Source organism: Rhodococcoides kyotonense (assembly GCF_900188125.1).
In the GTDB taxonomy this organism is placed as follows: domain Bacteria; phylum Actinomycetota; class Actinomycetes; order Mycobacteriales; family Mycobacteriaceae; genus Rhodococcoides; species Rhodococcoides kyotonense.
In genome coordinates, this window is sequence record NZ_FZOW01000026.1 from 40,962 (window position 1) to 62,790 (window position 21,829).

The 21,829-nt window shown below is 65.7% G+C and carries 1 protein-coding gene; it reads right to left on the reverse strand.

Annotated elements, in window-relative coordinates; genetic code table 11:
- Positions 1–49: 49 nt before the first annotated feature.
- On the reverse strand, positions 50–21,829 hold a 21,780-nt coding region (locus CHB96_RS27075), incomplete at its 5' end, for a non-ribosomal peptide synthase/polyketide synthase (protein WP_141136586.1).

A 21,829-nucleotide genomic window follows, 5' to 3' on the forward strand; every position in this document is an offset into this window, starting at 1 on the left:
CTACTGACGGCGCAGGGGTGCTACCGAATCTGTGGGGTGCTCGGCAGACTCACCCCTCGATCACGGACGCTGCGGTCTCGATCATCGACGCGACCAGCGCTGCGTACCCTTCGGCACCCAACGCAGGCAAGATGCCCGGAACGAGTTGCGACAACGCAACCGTGATCAGCGCCTCGGCCTTGAGCGTCGCACCCATGGCCTTCGACACGCCACCGATCTTGGTGTTCAGCTCCTCGAACGTGACGTCGGTGCCCTCGTGGGTCAACGCGATCGCCGACGGTGCAGCCGCGGCTGCTTCCGACACGAGCGCCGGAAGGTCGTCGACGGTCTTCGCCGCCCGCTTCGGCGCGAACGCTGCACGCTCCGCCTCCGACAGGATGTCGATCGAACGCAGCGTCACGGACGGGTCCTGAGTCACCGCGTCGAGGATCCGCAGGAACCTGTCGGCGAACTTCTCGACCGTCGACCGGGTGAACAGCGACGTAGCGTAGTTGAACAGTGCCTTGACTTCGGCCAGCGCACCCGAGTCGTCGAACTGCTCGATCGCGGTCAGCTGCAGGTCGAACTTCGCCTGGTCCTCGTCGGCTGCCAGCGTCGACACCTCGAGACCCGGCAGCGCGAACGTTCCGCTCACCGCGTTCTGGAACGTCAACATCACCTGGAACAGCGGCGAGAAAGCACTCGACCGCGACCTGCCTCCCGTCGTGCGACCCATCGATTCCACGAGCCGCTCGAACGGCACGTCCGCATGACCGAACGCCGCGAGATCGGTGTCACGTGTCCGAGCCAGGAGCTCCGCGAACGTGATGCCGCCTTCGACGTGGGTCCGCAGTACCAGTGTGTTGACGAACATTCCGACGAGGTCGTCGAGCGCCTCTTCACCACGACCTGCCGTCGGTGTACCGATGGCGATGTCGTCGGTGCCGCTCAGTCGAGCGAGCAGGACGGCGAGTGCACTGTGCACGACCATGAAGACCGTCGCATTGTGCTCGCGCGCCGTCTTCTCGAGTCGCTGGGCGATCTCGGGTCCGAACGAGAACTCGTACGCAGCACCGATCGTCGACTGCCGCGGCGGGCGCGGGTGGTCCGTCGGCAGTGGCAACAGCTCCGGCAGACCCGCCAGCTCGCGGTTCCAGTACGCCAGCTGCGTCGAGAGGGCGCTGTCGGGATCGTCCTCGCTTCCGAGAACCTCGCGCTGCCAGAGACTGAAGTCCGCGTACTGCACCGGCAAGGGTGCCCACTGCGGACCGTCGCCCGCTGCACGTGACGTGTACGCCAGCATGACGTCGCGAATCAGCGGCCGCATCGAGAATCCGTCTGCCGTGATGTGATGCGCGACAAGAGCGAACACGTATTCGGTCTCGCCGAGCGCGAACAGAGCCGCCCGCACCGGAACCTCGGTCGTGACGTCGAACCCGGCACCCAGGACGGCACCGACTCGCTCGAACACCTCGGATTCCGACACCGGGATCGGCGTCAGATCGGGAAGCGCGTCGGCGACCGAGCCGATGACCTGCACAGGGCCGTCGTCGCTGTCCGGGTACCGAGTGCGCAACACCTCGTGCCGCTCGATGACGTCGGCCATCGCAGCAGCGAATGCGTCCGTGTCGAGCGCGCCGGAGAACCGGACCGCAGCCGGGATGTTGTACGCCGCCGACTCGGGATCGACCTGGTTCAACGTCCACATGCGCTGCTGCGCGAGCGACAACGGCACCGACGCCGGCCTTTCTCGCGCGACGAGCGGCACCCGGGCGCCGCCGCCGACGAGAGGCTGAATCCTCGCCGCCAATGCCTCGACGGTCGACGCCTCGAACAGTGTTCGCACCGGAATCTGAGTATCCAGCGCAGCACCGAGCCTCGACACGACCTGCGTCGCGATCAGCGAGTTGCCGCCGAGCTCGAAGAAAACGTCGTCCAGACCGATGCGATCGATACCGAGAACGTCGGCCAGAGTCCTGACCACCACTTCCTCGACCGGGTTGGTCGGCGCCCGGAATTCTCCGAGCACGACCTCCGGCTTCGGCAACGCCTTGCGATCGAGCTTGCCGTTCGTGTTCAGCGGCAACGCATCCAGAACGACGTACGCCGACGGCACCATGTACGACGGCAGGCTCGACGACAGAGCCGCACGCGACGACGCCACATCGAATTCGCCGTCTGTGGACACCACGTACGCCACCAGTTGATCACCGGTGCGGTCGTCGTTCACGACGGTGACGGCAACGTCGCGGACGGTGTCCTGAGCACGCAATGCCGTCTCGATCTCACCGAGCTCGATGCGGTAACCGCGCACCTTCACCTGGAAATCGGCACGCTCGACGTAGTCGAGTTCACCCGACGCCGTCCACCGGACGACGTCGCCGGTGCGGTACATGCGCGCGCCATCGGCAGAGAACGGGCTCGCGACGAACCGATCCGCCGTCAGATCCGACCGGCCGTGGTATCCGCGTGCCAACTGCGCACCGGCGAGGTAGAGCTCACCGCTGACGCCGACGGGCACCGGCTGCAGGCGACCGTCGAGGACGAACACCTCGCTGTTCCACTCGGGGCGGCCGATCGGAACCGTCGTGACATCTGCGTCGGTGACCAGGTGCGACGTGATCGACACCGCCGCCTCGGTCGGTCCGTACAGGTTGAACAGCTGCGCCGAATTGTTCCGACGGAACGCCTGAGCAGTGGCAGGCGGCAGTGCCTCACCGATCGCGAGGATGCGTCGCAACGTACTGGGCAGCGTTCCACCCGCGACGGTCGTCAGCATCGACAACATCGACGGAACGACGTGCAGAGTCGTGACGGCCTCGTCACGCAGCAGCGCGAGGAGGTAGTCCGGGTCGCGGTGGCCGTCGGCGGTCGCGACGACGGTCTTCGCGCCGACCGTCGACGCCGACCAGAATTCCCACACCGACAGGTCGAACGTCGCGACTGTCTTCAGCAGCACGGAATCCGTTGGCCCCATGTCGAATTCGGCATGCTTCCACAACAGCTGGTTGACGATCGCGCCGTGCGACACGGCGACACCCTTGGGCTTGCCCGTCGAACCGGACGTGAAGATCACGTAGGCGGTGTTCTCGGGGCGCAGCGGCGCGAGCCGTTCCTGCGGAGCGATCGGCGACGCGTCACCGTCGTTGTCGAGGTCCGCGAGCGTGACGATCGAGTCCGACGCGATGTCGTCTCCGACGGTGATCACGCAGACCGGATTCGCGACACCGAGGATGTACTCGATTCGCTCGACGGGTTGATCAGGATCGATCGGCACGTACGCGCCGCCGGCCTTGACGATGGCATACATACCGACGAGCAGGTCAACCGACCGGCGAATCGCCAAGCCCACCAACGACTCCGGCCCGACGCCGCGGCCGATCAGCGAACGAGCCACGCGGTTCACGCGAGCATCGAACTCTCCGTAGGAGACCGACTCACCCTCGTACACCAATGCTGTGGCGGCGGGGTCACGACGCACCTGCTCGTCGAACAGGTCGACGAGTGTTGCGCTCGAATCCGTGTCGTGTCGGGTGTCGTTCCAGCCGGACACGAGTTCGACGCGTTCGTCCTCGTCGAGAACGGCGATGTCGCCGACGGCAAGGGACGGTGCCTGCGTGACGGATTCCAGTACCCGCACGAACCGTTCGACGATCCCTTCGACCGTCGAACGCTCGAACAGATCGCTCGCGTACGTCATGATCGCCTCGAAACCTGCAGGCGCACCGGCGTCGTCGTAGTGATCGGCGAGGATCAGGTGCAGATCGAACTGCGAGTTGCCCGAATCCGCGTCGACCGCGGACACCGTCAGGTCACCGAGCTCGAGACTCGATCGCGCGACATTCTGGAACGAGAAGCCGACCTGGAACAGCGGGTGCCGTGCCGTCGACCGTGCCGGGTTGAGTACTTCGACGAGACGCTCGAATGGAACGTCCGCGTTGGCGAAGGCCTGCAAATCCGTCTCCCGAGCCGACTCGAGCAGCTCGGCGAAGGTGCGCTCCCCCGCGACATCGAGCCGGAAGACCAACGTGTTCACGAACATTCCGACGAGGTTGTCGAGAACTGCCTCACCGCGACCTGCGATCGGCGTACCGACGGCGATGTCCGTCATGCCCGACAGACGCGACAGCAGGACCGAGAACGCAGCGTGCACAGCCATGAACACCGTGGCGTTGTTCTCGCGAGCCAGATCCTGCAGTGCCGCATGCGTTGTCGCAGGCACCGCGAATTCGACGCGATCACCACGGAAGCTCTGATCGGCAGGCCGCGGCTTGTCGATCGGAAGCGTCAGCTGATCGGGCAGGTCGGCGAGTTGGTTCTTCCAGTACTCGAGTTGACGTGCGCCGACCGACGTCGGATCGTCCTCGTCACCGAGCACGTCCCGCTGCCACAGCGCGTAGTCCGCGTACTGCACCGGCAGAGGCGCCCAGTCCGGGGACTGCCCACGGGTCCGGGAGGCGTACGCCGTCATCAAGTCCGTCGTCACGGGAACCATCGACGAGCCGTCCGCGGAGATGTGGTGCACGACCATCGCGAGGACGTACTCGGGGGCATCCCCTTCGATACGGAACAACGTGATGCGCACGGGCACCTCGGTGGTGACGTCGAACTGCGACGCCGCGAGTGCGAGCACCTTCTCGGTGACCGACGCAGCGTCGACCGAGTCGACAGCGAGCGCGATGCCTGCCTGGTCCGGTGTCAGGACCTTCTGCGCCGGACCGGAATCGGTGTCCGGGTAGATCGTGCGCAGCGTTTCATGGCGTGCGACGAGATCGCCGATCGCCTCGGCGAATGCATCCTCGTCGAGAGCACCCGACAGCCGTAGCGCCATCGGAATGTTGTACGCCGTCGACGCACTGTCGAAGCGGTTGAGGAACCACATGCGTCGCTGAGCCAGCGATAGCGGCACGTGTTGCGGACGCTCCCGCGCCACGAGTTCCTTACGGCCGCCGGTACCGACCGACGACTCCACTCGACCCGCAAGATCGCCGACCGAGGACGCCTCGAACAGCAGGCGCACCGGAACCTGAGTATCCAACGCAGCACCCAGCCTCGACACGACCTGCGTCGCGATCAGCGAGTTACCGCCGAGGGCGAAGAAGTCGTCGTCGACACCGACTCGTGCCACACCGAGCACGTCGGCGAACACGCCGGCCACGATCTCCTCGAGCGGAGTCGACGGTGCACGGAACTCCACCGCGGCAGCGACCGGCACCGGCAAGGCCCGGCGATCGAGCTTGCCGTTCACCGTCAACGGGATCTCGTCGAGCACGACGAACGCCGACGGCACCATGTACTCCGGCACGAGCGTCGCGACGCCGGACCGCACCGACTCGGTATCCGACGTGCCGACGACGTAGGCGACCAGACGGGTGGCACCAGGGGTGTCCTCGCGGACGATGACGGCAGCAGCAGTCACACCCGGCTGCGCCGACACTGCGGCTTCGACCTCGCCGAGTTCGATACGGAAACCACGCACCTTCACCTGATCATCAGCACGACCCAGGTAAACGAGTTCACCGACACCGGACTGTGTCTCGGTCCACCGCGCCACGTCACCGGTGCGATACAACCGGCCGTCACCGAACGGGTTGGCCACGAAGCGAACCGACGACAGATCGGCACGTCCGAGGTAACCGCGCGCCAACTGACCACCCGACACGTAGAGCTCACCCGCGACACCGACGGGAACGGGCTGCAGACGGGTGTCGAGGACGTAGACCCCAAGACCCGAAATCGGTGCACCGATGACCGACGCCGACCCGACGGATTCGGTCGACAACGCGCGGAACGACACGTGCACCGTCGTCTCGGTGATGCCGTACATGTTGACCAGGAGCGGTCCGGACTCGCTGCCGTCGCCGTGACGCGCGAACCAGCCTTCGAGTCGGCGCGGCTCCAAGGCCTCACCACCGAACACCACGTACCGCAGCGACAACTCACCCGCGTCCGCACGACCGGCACGATCGAGCTCGGCCAGCTGATAGAACGCCGACGGCGTCTGGTTGAGCACTGTGACACCCTCGGTGACCAGCAGTTCACGGAACGCCTCCGGCGAACGCGACGTGAAGTAGTCGACCATGACCAACGTGCCGCCGTACAGCAGTGGACCCCACAACTCCCACACCGAGAAGTCGAATGCGTACGAGTGGAACATCGTCCACACGTCGCTGTCGTCGAACCCGAACGAACCGTCGGTGTTGTCCATCAACCGCAGCACGGTCGAATGCGGAATCAACACACCCTTCGGCCGACCCGTCGAACCCGACGTGTAGATGACGTACGCCAGGCTGTCCGCCGACAGGGGCGCCAGACGATCGGCATCCGAAATCTGCGACGAGTCATCCGAATCGTCCTGTGCCACATCGACGACCGGGATGCCCGCTCCGCGCACACCCGCCATCGACTCCCCTGCCGACACCTCGGGTGTCGTCACGACCGCCACCGGCGCCGCGTCCGACATCATGAACTCGATGCGCTCGGCCGGGTACGTCGGATCCACCGGCAGGTACCCGGCACCGGACTTGATCACCGCGAGCAACGCCACGACGAGATCCGCCGACCGCGGCAACGCCACAGCCACCAACGAATCCGGACCCGCACCGACCGCGATCAACCTGCGCGCGAGTCGGTTCACCCGCGCATCGAGCTCCGCGTACGACAGCGACTCGTCCTGGAAGCGCACCGCCACCGACTTCGGATGCGACGCGACCACCGCATCGAATCGGTCGACCAACGTACCCGCACCGACCGACACATCCGGACCAGACGAACTCCACTGCGTCAGAACACGATCACGCGTATCGGCATCGACGATGTCGACGTCACCGACCGCCGTCGACGCATCCGCGACCACGCCCTCCAGCACCGCATGGAACTGGCTACCGAACCGGTCGACCGTTGCTGCGTCGAACAGATCGCTCGCGTAGCTGATGTAGCAGGTCAGACCGCCGTTCTCGACTTCCTCGAACGTGAACTGCAGGTCGAACTTCGCGATCCCCGCGTCGAATTCGAGCGCTTCGACGGACAGGTTCGGCAGTTCGAGCGCGGTCCGCCCGAGGTTCTGGAAGGCCAGCACCACCTGCACGAGGGGGTGCCGTGACTGCGACCGCTCCGGATCGAGCACCTCGACGAGTCGCTCGAAGGGGACGTCCGCGTGGGCGAACGCCGCCAGGTCCGTCTCGCGTGCGTGCGCCAGCACATCCCGGAATGTCGTCGACGGCTCGACCTGTGTGCGCAGCACCAACGTGTTGACGAACATGCCGATGAGGTCGTCGAGTTCGGCCTCGCCACGTCCTGCGATCGGAGTACCGATGGCCACGTCCTCGGACGCGGACAGTCTCGACATCAACACGGCGAGTGCGGCGTGCACGACCATGAACAGCGTCGAGTTGTTCTCGCGCGCAACAGCATCCAGCGCACGATGCAGGTCCGGCGACACCGCGAACGACGTCGTACGACCACGGTTGGTCGCCACTGCAGGCCGCGCGTAATCGAACGGCAACTCGATCTGATCGGCCAGACCCGAGAGCTGACGGGTCCAGTACGAGACCTGCTGCGATGCAACCGACGTCGCGTCGTCCTCGGTGCCGAGCACCTCGCGCTGCCATACCGCGTAATCCGCGTACTGCACGGGCAACGCCGTCCAGGCAGGAGCGGAGCCTGCGGAGTGACCCGTTGATGCAGGAGCGGAGCCCGCCGCGCGGGCGGCGTAGGCGACCATGACGTCGGTCGTCAGCGGTCGCATCGAGAAGCCGTCGGACGCGATGTGGTGAACCACGAACACGAGCACATGATCGTCGCTGCCCACTGCGAGCAGCCGCACCCGCACCGGCACCTCACGCGTGACGTCGAATCCGCCGGACACGATGTCGACGACCGTCGCGAGAACGTCCTGCTCCGACACTGAGATCGGGGTCAGATCCACCTCGACGTCTGCTTCGGGCAGCACGACCTGGTGCCCGACACCGTCGAACTCCGGATAGATCGTGCGCATCGTCTCGTGGCGAGATACGACGTCCGAAATCGCCTGCCTCAGCGCGGCGATGTCCAACGACCCGGTCAAACGGATCGCGACTGGAATGTTGTTCACCGACGACTCGGTGTCGAAGCGGTTGAGGAACCACATGCGCTGCTGAGCGAGCGACAGCGGAACACGCTCGGGTCGCGGACCTGCCACGAGCGCCGCACGAGCTCCGGCGCCGACGTGATCCTCGACGCGGCGGGCCAACGCACCGACGGTCGTCGCGTCGAACAACGCACGAACGGGGACCTGCGCGTCCAGGGCCGCGCTCAGTCGTGCCACGACCTGTGTCGCGATGAGCGAGTTACCACCGAGCGAGAAGAAGTCGTCGTCGAGGCCGACACGGTCGACTCCGAGTACCTCCGCGAAGACGTCCGCGACGGCCTGCTCGATCGGTGTTCCCGGAGCGCGATATTCGGCAGCCGCGACCTCCGGTTCCGGCAGTGCCTTGCGGTCGAGCTTGCCCGACGACGTCAGCGGGAGATCGTCGAGCACCACGACGGCCGACGGAACCATGTACGACGGCAGCCGCTCAGCTGCATCGGCGAGCACGGAATCGACTGTCCCCTGGTCACTCTCGACAGCAGACGTGAAGACGATCCACGCAACGAGTCGATCGTCACGCACCGCGACGACCGCATGTGCGACGGATTCGCCTGCGAGCAAGGCCGATTCGATCTCACCGAGTTCGATGCGCTGCCCGCGCAGCTTGACCTGGAAGTCCGAACGACCGACGTACACGAGCTCGCCGTCGGCGCTCCAGCGCACGACGTCACCCGTGCGGTACAGACGTCCGCCGCCGAACGGGTTGGCCACGAAGCGGTCCGCGGTCAGGTCCGGACGTGACGCATAGCCACGTGCGAGCTGGACGCCCCCGAGGTAGAGCTCTCCCTCGGCGCCGACCGGGGTGGGCCGTAATGCGTTGTCCAACACGTACACCCGAGTGTTGAACACGGGCTTGCCGATCGGAACGCCATTGACGTCGACAGGTGTGTACTCGTGGTACGTCACGTCGACCGCAGCCTCGGTCGGTCCGTACAGGTTGACCATACGAGCGGACGGAACCGTCGAGACGAGGCTTGCTGCCGTCGTCGACGGGAGTGCCTCGCCGGAGGCGAAGACCCACCTCAGACTCGTGGCGGTGCGTGCCGTCGGTTCGGCCGTGAAGACGGCGAGCATGGACGGCACGAAGTGCGCCACTGTCACGGACTCGCTCGCGATGAGCTCGGCGAGGTACGCCGGATCGCGATGCCCGTCGGGTCGCGCAATGACCATCCGTGCACCGACGCGCAACGGCCAGAACAGTTCCCACACCGACACGTCGAACGTGACGGGTGTCTTCTGGATCACGACATCGGAGCTGCCGAGTGAGTACTCGGCCTGCATCCAGTCGAGACGGTTGACGATGGCACGGTGGCCGATGGTCACGCCCTTCGGCCGACCCGTGGATCCCGAGGTGAACAGCACGTACGCACTGCCGTCGGACGACGACGGACGCTCGGACTCCGTCAGTCGGGCCGACGAGAAACCGCTGAGGTCCAGCTGGTCCACGTTCACGACGCGGGCACCACCCGAGACAGTAGATCCGTCACGCTCTGTCGTCAGAATCAGTGCGGCAGCTGAGGTGTCGACGATGTAGTCGACGCGTTCGGCCGGCTGCTCCGGATCCACCGGAACGTACGCGCCCCCGGCCTCGATGACCGCGTAGACGGACACCAGGAGATCGAACGACCTGCGAATGCCGATCGCGACCGTCGATTCCGGTCCGACGCCTTCGCCGACGAGGTATCGCGCCAAGCGACCCACCCGGTCCGCGAATTCGCGGTAGGTCAGGGACTCGTCCTCGAAGGTCAGGGCGACGGCGTCGGGCGTCCGCTCGACCTGCTCGTGGAAGGCATCCAGCAACAGCTGATCATCGACGTCGTGATCGGTGTCGTTCCACGTGGACAGCACCAGATCGCGCTCGGCAGCGTCCAACAGGTCGACGTCTCCGACAGCCATGGTGGGATCGGTTGCGATCGCCTCGAGGATCCGTTGCACGCGAGCGAGCATCGCGGTGACCTGATCGGCCGAGAACAGGTCTTCGAAGTACTTGAGCGTCAGCCGGATTCGATCGTCCGACACGATGAGCAGGGTCAGCGGGTAGTGCGTGCTGTCGTTCGAGTCGACGCCCGTGACTGCCATGCCGTCGATGTTCGACGCCTGAGCCGCCAGACCTGCCTCGTCGACGGGGTACGACTCGAACACCGTCAGCGTGTCGAACAGCGTGCCGACGTGTGCGGCGCGCTGGATGTCGGTCAGACCGAGGTAGTGGTGATCCAGCAGATCCGCCTGCTCGCTCTGCAGACGCGTCAGCGCCGATTCGAGCGACTCCGACGAGTCGATTCGGACGCGGACGGGCAGCGTGTTGATGAACAGGCCGACCATCGATTCGACGCCGGGAAGCGACGCGGGACGGCCGGACACTGTTGCACCGAAGACCACGTCGTCGCGGCCGGTGGATGCCGACAGCAACATGCCCCACGCTGCCTGGACGAGGGTGTTGACCGTCACGCCGAGCCGAGCGCCCAACGCGGACAACGACGCCGACAGTTCAGCGGACATCGACAGTTCCACGGCACCCGCACGGGCGGTGATCTCTCGTCCCGCAGCCGAGGGCGCCATCAGAGTCGGCTCGGGAGCGTCGTCGAGCGCACGTGCCCAGACGGCTGCGGACTCCGCATGGTTCTGGCGCTCGATCCACGACAGGAACGTGCGGTACGACGGGACGCGCGGCAACGACGTCGCGTCGCCGCGCACGGCGTACAGAACCAGCAGATCCTTCATCAGCAGCGGCATGGACCAACCGTCGATGAGAATGTGGTGGTTCGCGAACAGCAGCTTGAATTCGCCGTCCGACAGCTTCACCAGCGTGAATCGCACGAGAGGTGCTGCGGCCGTGTCGAATTGCGCTGACTGCTCCTCGGCCCGCAGACGTTCGTACGCGGCGAGGCGGTCGCTCTCGGGAACGCCGGAGAGGTCGTGCTCCGTCCACGGCACCGTCACGTCCTGGACGACGACCTGAACCGACGAACCGGCCGATGTCGTCACGAACGCGGTGCGCAGATTGTCGTAGCGGTTCAGCAGTGCCTGCGCGGCACCACGGAGTCGTTCCGTGTCCACCTCGCCGGACAACGTCAGCACCATCTGCATGGTGTAGACGTCGAGATCGGTGCCCGCGAGCTTCGCGTGGAACAGGAGTCCGGACTGCAGCGGCGACAACGACCAGATATCGGTCACTGCCGGGAACTGCGATTCGACGACGTCGATGTCACGCTGCGTGACGGGAGCGAGCGGCACGTCGGACGGCGTCAGGCCACCGGCCGAACCATCGGTGACGTGCGCCGCGAGAGCAACGAGCGCCGCGACCCACGTGTCGGCGAGCTCCTGGACATCGGCGCGATCGATCGCGCCGGTCGGGAACGCGAAGGTTGCGGCGAGCTCGGAGTTGTCACCGGTCCCGCGCACGATCGCGTTGATGTCCACCGTCTTGTTGGCAGGCATGTCGGCGTCACCGACAACCGTCAGGTCGTCGAAATCGGAGGCGGGAACCCAACCATCGAGTCCTTCGGGAAGTTCTCCCGTCGTCACACGGCCGAGGTAGTTGAAGCTGATCTGCCCGTCGGCCAGCGCTGCCAGTTCGACACCGGTCTCGGCGTTCATGTAGCGCAGCAGCCCGTAGCCCATGCCCTTGTCGGGAACGGCGAGCAGTTGTTCCTTCACTGCCTTGATCGCGCGAGCCATCTCGGTACCGACCGCAAGTGCCTCCGCGGCATCGATTCCCGACAGGTCGAGGCGTACCGGGTACACGCTGGTGAACCACCCCACAGTGCGGGACAGGTCTGCCCCGGGAACGAGCTCTTCTTCACGGCCGTGGCCTTCGAGCTGCACGAGCGTCGACGGTGCGTCGACGCCACGAGCTGTACGCCAGCGAGTCACGGCAACCGCGAGTGCAGTGAGAAGTCCGTCGTTCACGCCGCCGCGGAACGCCTCGGGCACCGCCGTCAGCAGTGCCTTCGTCACGTCCGCAGGAACGACAGCGGAGATGCGCTCGACGGTCGACTGGACATCCAGCGCGGGGTCGAACGGCCGGGATCCGAGTGTCGGATCCTCGGTGCCCGAGATCGCCTGCCACACAGGCAGTTCCGCGACACGCTCGTCGCGGTACGACTCTTCGCGCAGTGCATGAGCCCACCGGCGCTCGGACGTACCGACCTCGGGCAGAACCGGATCGTGACCGAGGGACACCTGTGCCCACGCAGCTACGAAGTCCGGCACCAGAATTCGCCACGAGACACCGTCGACGACGAGGTGATGTGCGACGACGACGAGACGTCCGGAACGCGTGGGCCCGAAGTCGATCCACACGAATCGAAGCATGCTGCCGGCTCGCGGATCGAGGTAGTTCATCGACTGGTTCACGGCATCGGCCGCGATGTCCAGCACTGCTGCAGCGTCGACGTCGGGGTCGATCTCGACCCGGTCGATCAACGCATCCGCTTCGACGGAACCGGGTGCGGAAATCTCGAGACTCCACCCCTGGGAGTCCTCGACGAGCTGTGCGCGCAGGCCGTCGTGCCGGTCGACGACGGCTGCGACCGTGCGTGCGATTCCCTGGCGGTCGATCGCCGCAGGAAGATCCAGCGTCACTGTCTGCACGAACCGGTCGAACGAGCTTCCCAATCCCGGGTCGTTCCTGCGGGCTCCACTCCCGGCCCGCTGAATCATCAACTGCGCGAACGGGGTGAGCGGCATCGAGCCGACGCCGCCACCGTCGAGTTCCTCGAGGACGGCCTTGCCAACGAGGGTCTCGGTGGTTGCTACCGCGGCGAGACGCGCAACGGTCTTCTGCTCGAACACATCTCGCGGAGCGATCACCACTCCCCTGGCGCGTGCGCGGGCGACGAGCTGGATCGAGACGATGCTGTCTCCACCGAGCGCGAAGAACGAATCGTCGACGCCGACGCGCTCGAGCCCGAGAACCTCGGCGAACACGTCGCCGAGAACACGTTCGACGTCGGTCTCGGCCTCACGGAAGTCCGCAGTGCTCTCGAAGACGGGGTCCGGCAATGCTTTTCGATCCAGTTTGCCCGACGACCCGAGCGGCAGCTCGTCCAACACCAGGACCATCGCGGGGACCATGTACTCCGGAACCAGCACAGCTGCCGACTGCAGCAGCGACGGAATGTCGACGCTGGCGCCCGACGCCGGTACGACGTAGGCGACCAACTGATCCTGCCGAACCTGGACGACGGCCTGTGCGACCGACGCATCGGTCAACAACGCAGACTCGATCTCCCCCAACTCGATCCGCAGACCACGCAACTTCACCTGGAAATCCGACCGACCGATGTACTCCAACTCACCCGACGCCGACCACCGCACCAGGTCACCCGTCCGATACAACCGACCACCATCACCGAACGGATCCGCAACGAACCGATCCGCCGACAGATCCGGGCGCCCGTAATACGCACGAGCCAACTGCACACCCGCCAGATACAACTCACCCACCATGCCCACCGACACCGCACGCAGACGGCCATCGAGAACACGAACCTCGGTGTTGTACACCGGGCGACCGATCGGAACGACCACCACGTCATCCGACGTGAACTCGTGATACGTCACATCGACAGCCGCCTCCGTCGGACCGTACAAATTCACCAACCGAGCAGCCGGCAACGCCGCCGCGACCGACCGTGCGGTAGCGACCGGCAGAGCCTCACCCGACGCGAACACCCACCGCAGACCCGACACCTCACGCGCAGCCGGCTCGGCCGCGAACACCGCCAACAACGACGGCACGAAATGCGCCACCGACACCCGCTCATCACGCATCAACCCAGCGAGATACACCGGATCACGATGACCATCCGGACGCGCAACCACCAACCGCGCACCCACCTGCAACGGCCAGAACAACTCCCACACCGACACATCGAACGTCACCGGAGTCTTCTGCACGACAACGTCATCGCCGTGAAGCTCGTACTGATCCTGCATCCACACCAAGCGATTCACGATCGCCCGATGACTGATCGCCACACCCTTCGGCCGACCCGTCGAACCCGACGTGAACAACACGTACGCCACATTCGATGCCACCAAAGGCGACACCCGCTCCACATCCGCCACCGGCGCATCCGAGAACGAGCCGAGCGCGATCTCGTCCAGCAGGACGACATCGACGCCGTCGGCGCTGCCGGATTCGAATGCATCGCGCGACGTCGACAACGCCACCGAGACCTGCGCCGTGTCCAGGATGTACGCAACCCGCTCGGCAGGCTGGTCCGGATCGACCGGCACGTATCCCGCGCCTGCCTTGACCACGCCGTACAACCCGACCATCAGATCGAACGAACGGCGCATCGCAAGCGCCACCAACGACTCCGGGCCGATTCCACGCGACACCAAATACCGCGCAACACGATTCGCGCGAGCATCGAACTCCGCGTACGTCAACGACTCGCCCTCGAACACCAACGCCACCGCATCAGGAGTCCTCGCGACCTGCGCATCGAACAACGACACCAACGTCGCCGACGAATCCACCTCGTACGCAGTGTCGTTCACCCCCTCGAGCAACACTCGTTCCGCGTCGTCGGCCAGATCGATATCGCCGACAGGCACAGTCTGATCGGCTGCAATGGCCTCGAAGATGCGCTCGAGTTTGCCCATCATCGACGCCACGTCTGCGGCGGTGAAGGCGTCCGTCAAGTACTTGAGCTTCAGATGCACCTGGCTGTCGACGGCGATGAGCAGGGTCAGCGGGTAGTGAGTGGCATCCTCGAGTGCCACGTCTGCCACGGACATGCCGTCGATGTTCTTCGCCTGCTCGGCGAGACCTGCTTCGTCGACGGGGTACGACTCGAAGACCGTCAGAGTGTCGAACAGTGCGCCGATCTTGACGTCACGCTGAATCTCGTTGAGGCCCAAGTAGTGATGATCGAGCAGATCTGCCTGCTCGCCCTGAAGTGTCGTCAGCATCGACGAGATGGACTCGTGTCCGTCGAACCGCACGCGGACGGGCAGCGTGTTGATGAACAGTCCGACCATCGATTCGACGCCGGTCAGGCCGGCCGGCCGACCCGACACCGTGGCGCCGAAGACGACGTCGTCGCTGCCGGTCGTGCGCCCGAGCAGGATGCCCCAGGCGGCCTGGACCATGGTGTTGAGCGTGACGCCGAGGCGCGCAGCCGCAGACTGCAGCGTCGACGACAACGCCGCACTCAGGTCGAGGAGTAGTTCGTCGGCGTCGGCGGACACTGCACGGTTCTGGTCGACGGAGGACAGCATCGTGGGTTCGGAGACGCCGTCGAGCGCCTCGGCCCACTTCTGCCGCGATGCCGAGAAGTCCTGCTCGGCTACCCATGCGAGGAAGTTGCGGTACGAGCGCACCCGCGGGAGAGCCGCTGCGTCACCACGAAGTGCGTACAGCGCCAACAGGTCCCGCATCAGGAGCGGCGAAGACCAGCCGTCGAGCAGGAGGTGATGGCTCGACACGAGGAAGCGGTAGTCGCCTTCCGACATCTTCACGAGTGTGAAGCGCATCAGAGGCGCCGACGTCAGCTCGAAGTGCTCGGCCTTGTCCCGGGCGCGAAGCGCATCGAACTCCGCCTCACGCAGCTCGGCAGGTCGGTCGCTCAGATCCAGCTCACGCCACGGAACATCGACGGAATCGAGGACGAGCTGCACCGACGTACCGTCGGCGCTCTGGACGAACGCGGTCCGTAGGTTCGGGTACCTGTCCAGAAGTGCCTGGGCGGCACCCCGGAGCCGCTCTGCATCCACGGTGCCGGTCAGCTTCAGCAGCACCCGCATCGTGTACACGTCGAGCGACTGGGACGCTCCGCCGGCTTCGCTCCTGCCCGAAGTCTGCGCGATGAGCGCGTGGAACAACAGACCGGACTGCAGCGGCGCCAGCGACCAGATGTCGGAGACACCTGCGAAGCCGGACTCCCACACATCGATGTCGTGCTGCGACACCGGGATCAGAGGAACGTCCGACGGTGTCAGACCGCCCGCGTCCGGTCCCGCCATGTGCTGGGCGAGTGCATTCAACGCGTCCGACCACAGCGCCGCGAACTCTTCCGCATCGTCGCGCGACAGCAGTGCCTGCGGGTAGGTGAAACTCGCGGTCAGACGTGGTCCGTCTGCGGTGTCCACGACGGCCGAGTTGATGTCGATCGTCGCGTTGGCAGGCATGTCCGGGTCGCCCGGTGCACCGACATCCGCCAGCAGTCGATTCGGCAGCCAGGCTCCCCCGGTGAGTTCCTCGGAGATTCCTTCGGTACTCACGCGGCCCAGGTAGTTGAAGCTCACCTGCGGCGAGTTCGATGAGGCCTCGAGAACCTTCGACGTCTCGCCGTTGAGGTAGCGCAGCAGGCCGTACCCCATACCCTTGTCGGGAACCGCGAGCAGCTGTTCCTTGACCGCCTTGACGACGGCGCCCATCGCGGAACCCGCTGCCAGCGCGTCGGCGATGTCGATCCCTCGGACATCGAAGCGAACGGGGAACGCGCTGGTGAACCAGCCCACCGTCCGAGAGAGGTCCGCCCCTGGCACGATGGCTTCTTCGCGTCCGTGGCCTTCGAGCTTGACGAGCGCCTCGGGCAGATCCACTCCGCGTCGCGTACGCCATTCGGCCAGCGCAACGACGAGTGCGGCGAGCAGACCGTCGTTGACACCGCCGTTGAAGCGTGCAGGCACCGTCGTGAGTGTGGCTTCGGTGACCGTCGCCGACAGCTCGACGTCCACGCGATCGGTGGTCGACAGCGTGTCGACCGCGGGATCGAACATCCTCGCACCCAGCGCCGGATCGGAACCCGCGAGAACCTCTGTCCACCAGGTGATTTCGGCCTCGCGGGCACTGTCGTGCGCTGCATCGACGAGACCGTGTGCCCACCGCCGCATCGACGTACCGACGGGAGCGAGAGCGACGTTCTGCTCCGCAGCGGCCTGACCCCACGCAATTGCGAGGTCCGGCAACAGGATTCGCCAGGACACTCCATCGACGACGAAGTGATGAGCGACGATCAGCAGGACTCCGGGACGCGGGACGTCGCCGTCTGCCGTACCGAAGTGGAACCACACGAAGTCGACCATTCGGCCGGTCTCGGGGTCGAGCCTTCCCTTGGCAGCATCGAGTTCCGTCTCGGCGCGAGCGACGAGGTCGTCGTCCGCGATGGATGCATCCAGATCGACGCGAGTGAGTAGGTCGTCGACGTTCACTGCGCCAGCCTCGCGGGCGTGGAACGTCCACTCCCCACCCTCGGCGCGTTCGAGCACCGAGCGCAGAACGTCGTGATGGTCGAGAACCGCACCGATGGACCGGCCGAGCAGATCTCGCTCGATTCCGGTCGGAAGCGTCACCGCAACCGACTGTGCGAACCTGGAGAACCCACCCGGTCCACACACGATCGACTGCATGATCGGCGTCAGCGCGAGCGGTCCGACGCCGCCACCGGGAAGTTCCGCGACGACGGGACGTTCCTCTGTCTCGCCCAGAACGGTTGCGACCTCGGCCAATCCGGCGACCGACTTGCGCTCGAAGACGTCGCGAGGCGTGAACGACAATCCTCGTGCACGCGCGCGGGACACGAGCTGAATGGAGACGATGCTGTCGCCGCCGAGCGCGAAGAACGACTCGTCGACGCTGACTCGATCGAGGCCGAGAACGTCCGCGAACACCTCGGCGATGATCGTCTCGACTTCGTTGCCCGCAGCGCGGAACTCCTGCTGCTCGAACACCGGCTCGGGCAACGCTGCGCGATCCAACTTGCCGACCGGGGTCAGCGGGACGGCGTCCAGCACGACGATGACGGCCGGAACCATGTGGGCCGGCAACGACCGTGCGACGAACGCCGACAGCTCGGTCGTGTCGACTGTCGCGCCACGGGCCGGCAGCACGTAGGACACGAGAGCCGTTTGACCCGACTGTAATTCGTGGCCGAGGGTCGCAGCGAACGACACGCTGTCGTGTTGCACGAGCGCGGTGTCGATCTCGCCCAACTCGACGCGGAAGCCACGGATCTTGATCTGGAAGTCGGAGCGCCCGACGAATTCGATGTTGACGGCAGCCGGATCCAACGACACGGCGTCGGATCCGAACGTCCATCGGACGATGTCGCCGGTCCGGTACATGCGGGTGCCAGGAGCGCCGTACGGATTGGCGACGAATCGGGTCGACGTCAGGTCGAAACGCTCGTGGTAACCACGAGCCAACGCACCACCCGCGAGATAGAGCTCACCTGCGGCACCGACCGGGACGGGATTCATGCGGCCGTCGAGCACGAGCGCCGACATGCCGTGGATCGGTCGACCGACGGTGATCGGCATACCGGGCCGCAGCTCGGCGAACGTCGAGATGATCGTTGTCTCGGTCGGGCCGTATCCGTTGAAGTACTTGCGACCCGCTGCCCATCGCGCCAGAAGATCGGGCGTCGTCACGTCGCCGCCGACGGACGCGACCTTCAGACTGTCGACGCCGGACGGATCCACCGTGCCCAGTACAGCTGGGGTGATGATCGTGTGGGTGACCTGCTCGGACTTCAGAAGATCCCCGAGATCGTCACCGCCGATGATCGACGCGGGTACGACGACCAACGTCGCACCCTCGGAGAAGGCTGCCATCCACTCGAGCACCGACGGGTCGAAGCTCGGCGAACAGATGTGCAGGAACCGGGAATCCGAGTCCAGGTGGTACAGGTCGGTCGCTGCATCGAGGACGCCTCCGAGCCCGCTGTGCGTGACGACGACGCCCTTCGGCAGTCCGGTGGAACCGGACGTGTAGATCATGTAGGCGGCGTGGTCGATGTCGAGCGGCGACGTCCGGTCGGCATCGGTGACGGACGTGTCGGACTGCGTCGCGACCAGTTCCCTGAAATCGGGATCCTCGATCGAAATCCAGTCGGTCGTGGTCGGCAGGTTCGGCGCGAACTCGGTCGACGTGATGCCGAACAACGCGCCCGAATCGCCGAGCATGTGCTCGACGCGTCCGATCGGATAGGTCGGGTCGACCGGCAGGTGGGCGGCACCGGACTTGGCGACGGCCCACACCGACAGCACCATCTCGTACGACCGGGGGAAGGCCAGTGCGACGATGGCGTCGGGTCCGGCTCCGCGGTCGATGAGAACCCGTGCGATACGGGTGGATTCGGAATCGAGCTCACGGTAGGTGATCGAACGGCCGTCCACGCGGACCGCGATGCCGTCCGGGTTGATCTCGACACCGCGTCCGAAGATCTCGGGAAGCGTGCCGCCATGGGTGACCTCGTCGCCGTGGACGTGCGTCAACCAGTCGTATTCGTCGTCCTCGAGAATGATGAGATCGCCGACCGGGCGCTCGGGCGTGCTGACGACGCCGTGCAGGATGCGCACGAAGCGACGAGCGAAGACGTCCACCGTCTTCTGGTCGAACAGTGCCGAGGCGTAGGTGAATTCGGCCGAGATTCCGGTCTTCGCGCCGGTCGAGTCCGTGTGCTCCGACAGCAGCAGCGACAGGTCGAATTTCGCGACATCGATGTCGAAGTCGACCGCACTGACCTTCAGCCCGGGCAGCTCGAAACTTGTCTCGGGGAAGTTCTGGAACGACAGCGCCACCTGGAACAGCGGATGCCGCGCGGTGGAACGCTCGGGGTTCAGGATTTCGACGAGCCGCTCGAACGGAATGTCCGCGTGGCCGAATGCCTTCAGATCCGTGTCGCGGTTCGCCTGCAGCAGGTCTGCGAACCCCTTGGAGGCGTCGACCTCGGAGCGCAGCACGAGCGTGTTGACGAACATGCCGATGACGTCGTCGAGTTCCGCTTCGCCGCGGCCGGCGATCGGCGTGCCGACGGCGATGTCGGATGTGCCCGACAGTCGCGACAGCAGTACGGCCAACGCCGAGTGCATGACCATGAACAGCGTCGTTCCGGTCGTGCGTGCGAGTGCGACGAGGTCGCGGTGCAGTTCCGCGTCGATGTAGAACCGCGAGGTTCCACCCGCGAAGGACTGCACGGCGGGCCGCGGCCTGTCGAACGGAAGAACCAGTTCGTCGGCGAGGCCATCGAGCGCGGTCTTCCAATAGTCGGCCTGCGCGGAGATGAGCGACGCCGGATCGTTCTCGTCGCCGAGAACTGCACGCTGCCACAGTGTGTAGTCGGCGTACTGGATCGCCAGCGGCGACCACCCGGGAGCCTCGCCGACGGTCCGCGCTGCGTACGCGAGCATGACATCGCGCGTGAGCGGTCCCATCGACCAGCCGTCTGCGCTGATGTGGTGTGCGACGAACACCAACACGTACTCGGTCGCGGACAATTCGAACAGTTCAGCGTGCAGCGGCACCTCGGTGGTGACGTCGAAACCCGTCTCCACGATCGCGGCGATGCGCGGCAACAGTTCGTCCTCGGCGACGCGCGTCGGCGTCAGCACCGGCACCGCGGCCTCTGTCGGCAGAATCACCTGTGCCGCAACACCATCGGTCTCCGGGTAGACGGTACGCAGCGACTCGTGACGAGCCAAGACGTCGCCGACGGCCGCCTGCAGCGCCGACACGTCCAACGTGCCCGACATCCGGATGGCGACGGGCAGGTTGTTGACGGCCGATTCGGTGTCGAATCGGTTGAGGAACCACATGCGCTGCTGAGCGAGCGACAGCGGTACGTGGTCGGGGCGGACACCTGCGACGAGCGCTGCGCGTCCACCGCCCCCGACGTGGGATTCCGCCCGTGCGGCAAGCGCCTCGACTGTCGAGGCCTCGAACAGAACACGCACCGGGACACGGGCGTTCAGAGCCGCACCGACGCGGGAGACGACCTGCGTCGCGATGAGCGAGTTTCCACCCAATTCGAAGAAGTCGTCGTCGAGTCCGACGCGGTCGATACCGAGCACGTCGGCGAAGACTCCCGCGACGATCTCCTCGACGAGTGTCGTGGGTGTGCGGAAAGCGCGCGCCTCGAACACAGGCTCCGGCAATGCATTTCGATCCAGCTTGCCCGATGCGCCGATCGGAAGGGCGTCGAGCACGACGAACGCCGACGGCACCATGTACGACGGAAGCGAGCGGGCTACAGCGGACTGCAACGCACCGGAATCGGCCGTGGAGTCGCCGGCAGGAACGATGTAGGCGACCAGCTGCTCGGACCGAACCAGGACCACTGCCGTCGACACTGTGTCCTGTGCCGCGAGGGCCGATTCGATCTCACCGAGTTCGATGCGCAGGCCGCGCAATTTGACCTGGAAGTCCGTGCGGCCCAGGTACTCCAGTTCACCGGCAGCGGTCCAGCGCACGAGGTCGCCGGTGCGGTACATGCGGGATCCGTCGTCGAACATCGACGCCACGAACCGGTCGGCGGTCAGATCGGCACGGCCGAAGTAGCCGCGCGCCACCTGGGCTCCCGTCAGATACAGCTCACCTGCGACACCGATCGGGACTGGTCGAAGCCGCGAATCGAGCACCAGCACACGGGAATTCCAGACGGGCGAGCCCATCGGAACTGCGACGCCCGAGATGGTCCAGCCGGGTACGTTCGCCACGGGACGCGACGTCGCGTGCACGGTGAACTCGGTCGGGCCGTACAGGTTGTGAATGCCCGCTCCGGGCAAGGCTGCTGCGGCCGAATTCACGACGGACACCGGCAGCGCTTCACCGGCAACCAGCACGGTACGCAATGAGCTGCATCCCGACGGGCCGACAGCAGAGACGAACGCCGCGAGCATCGACGGCACGAACGACGTCGCCGTCACACCCTCCGACTCGATCACCGACACCAGATACTCCGGATCCCGATGACCATCCGGCTCCGC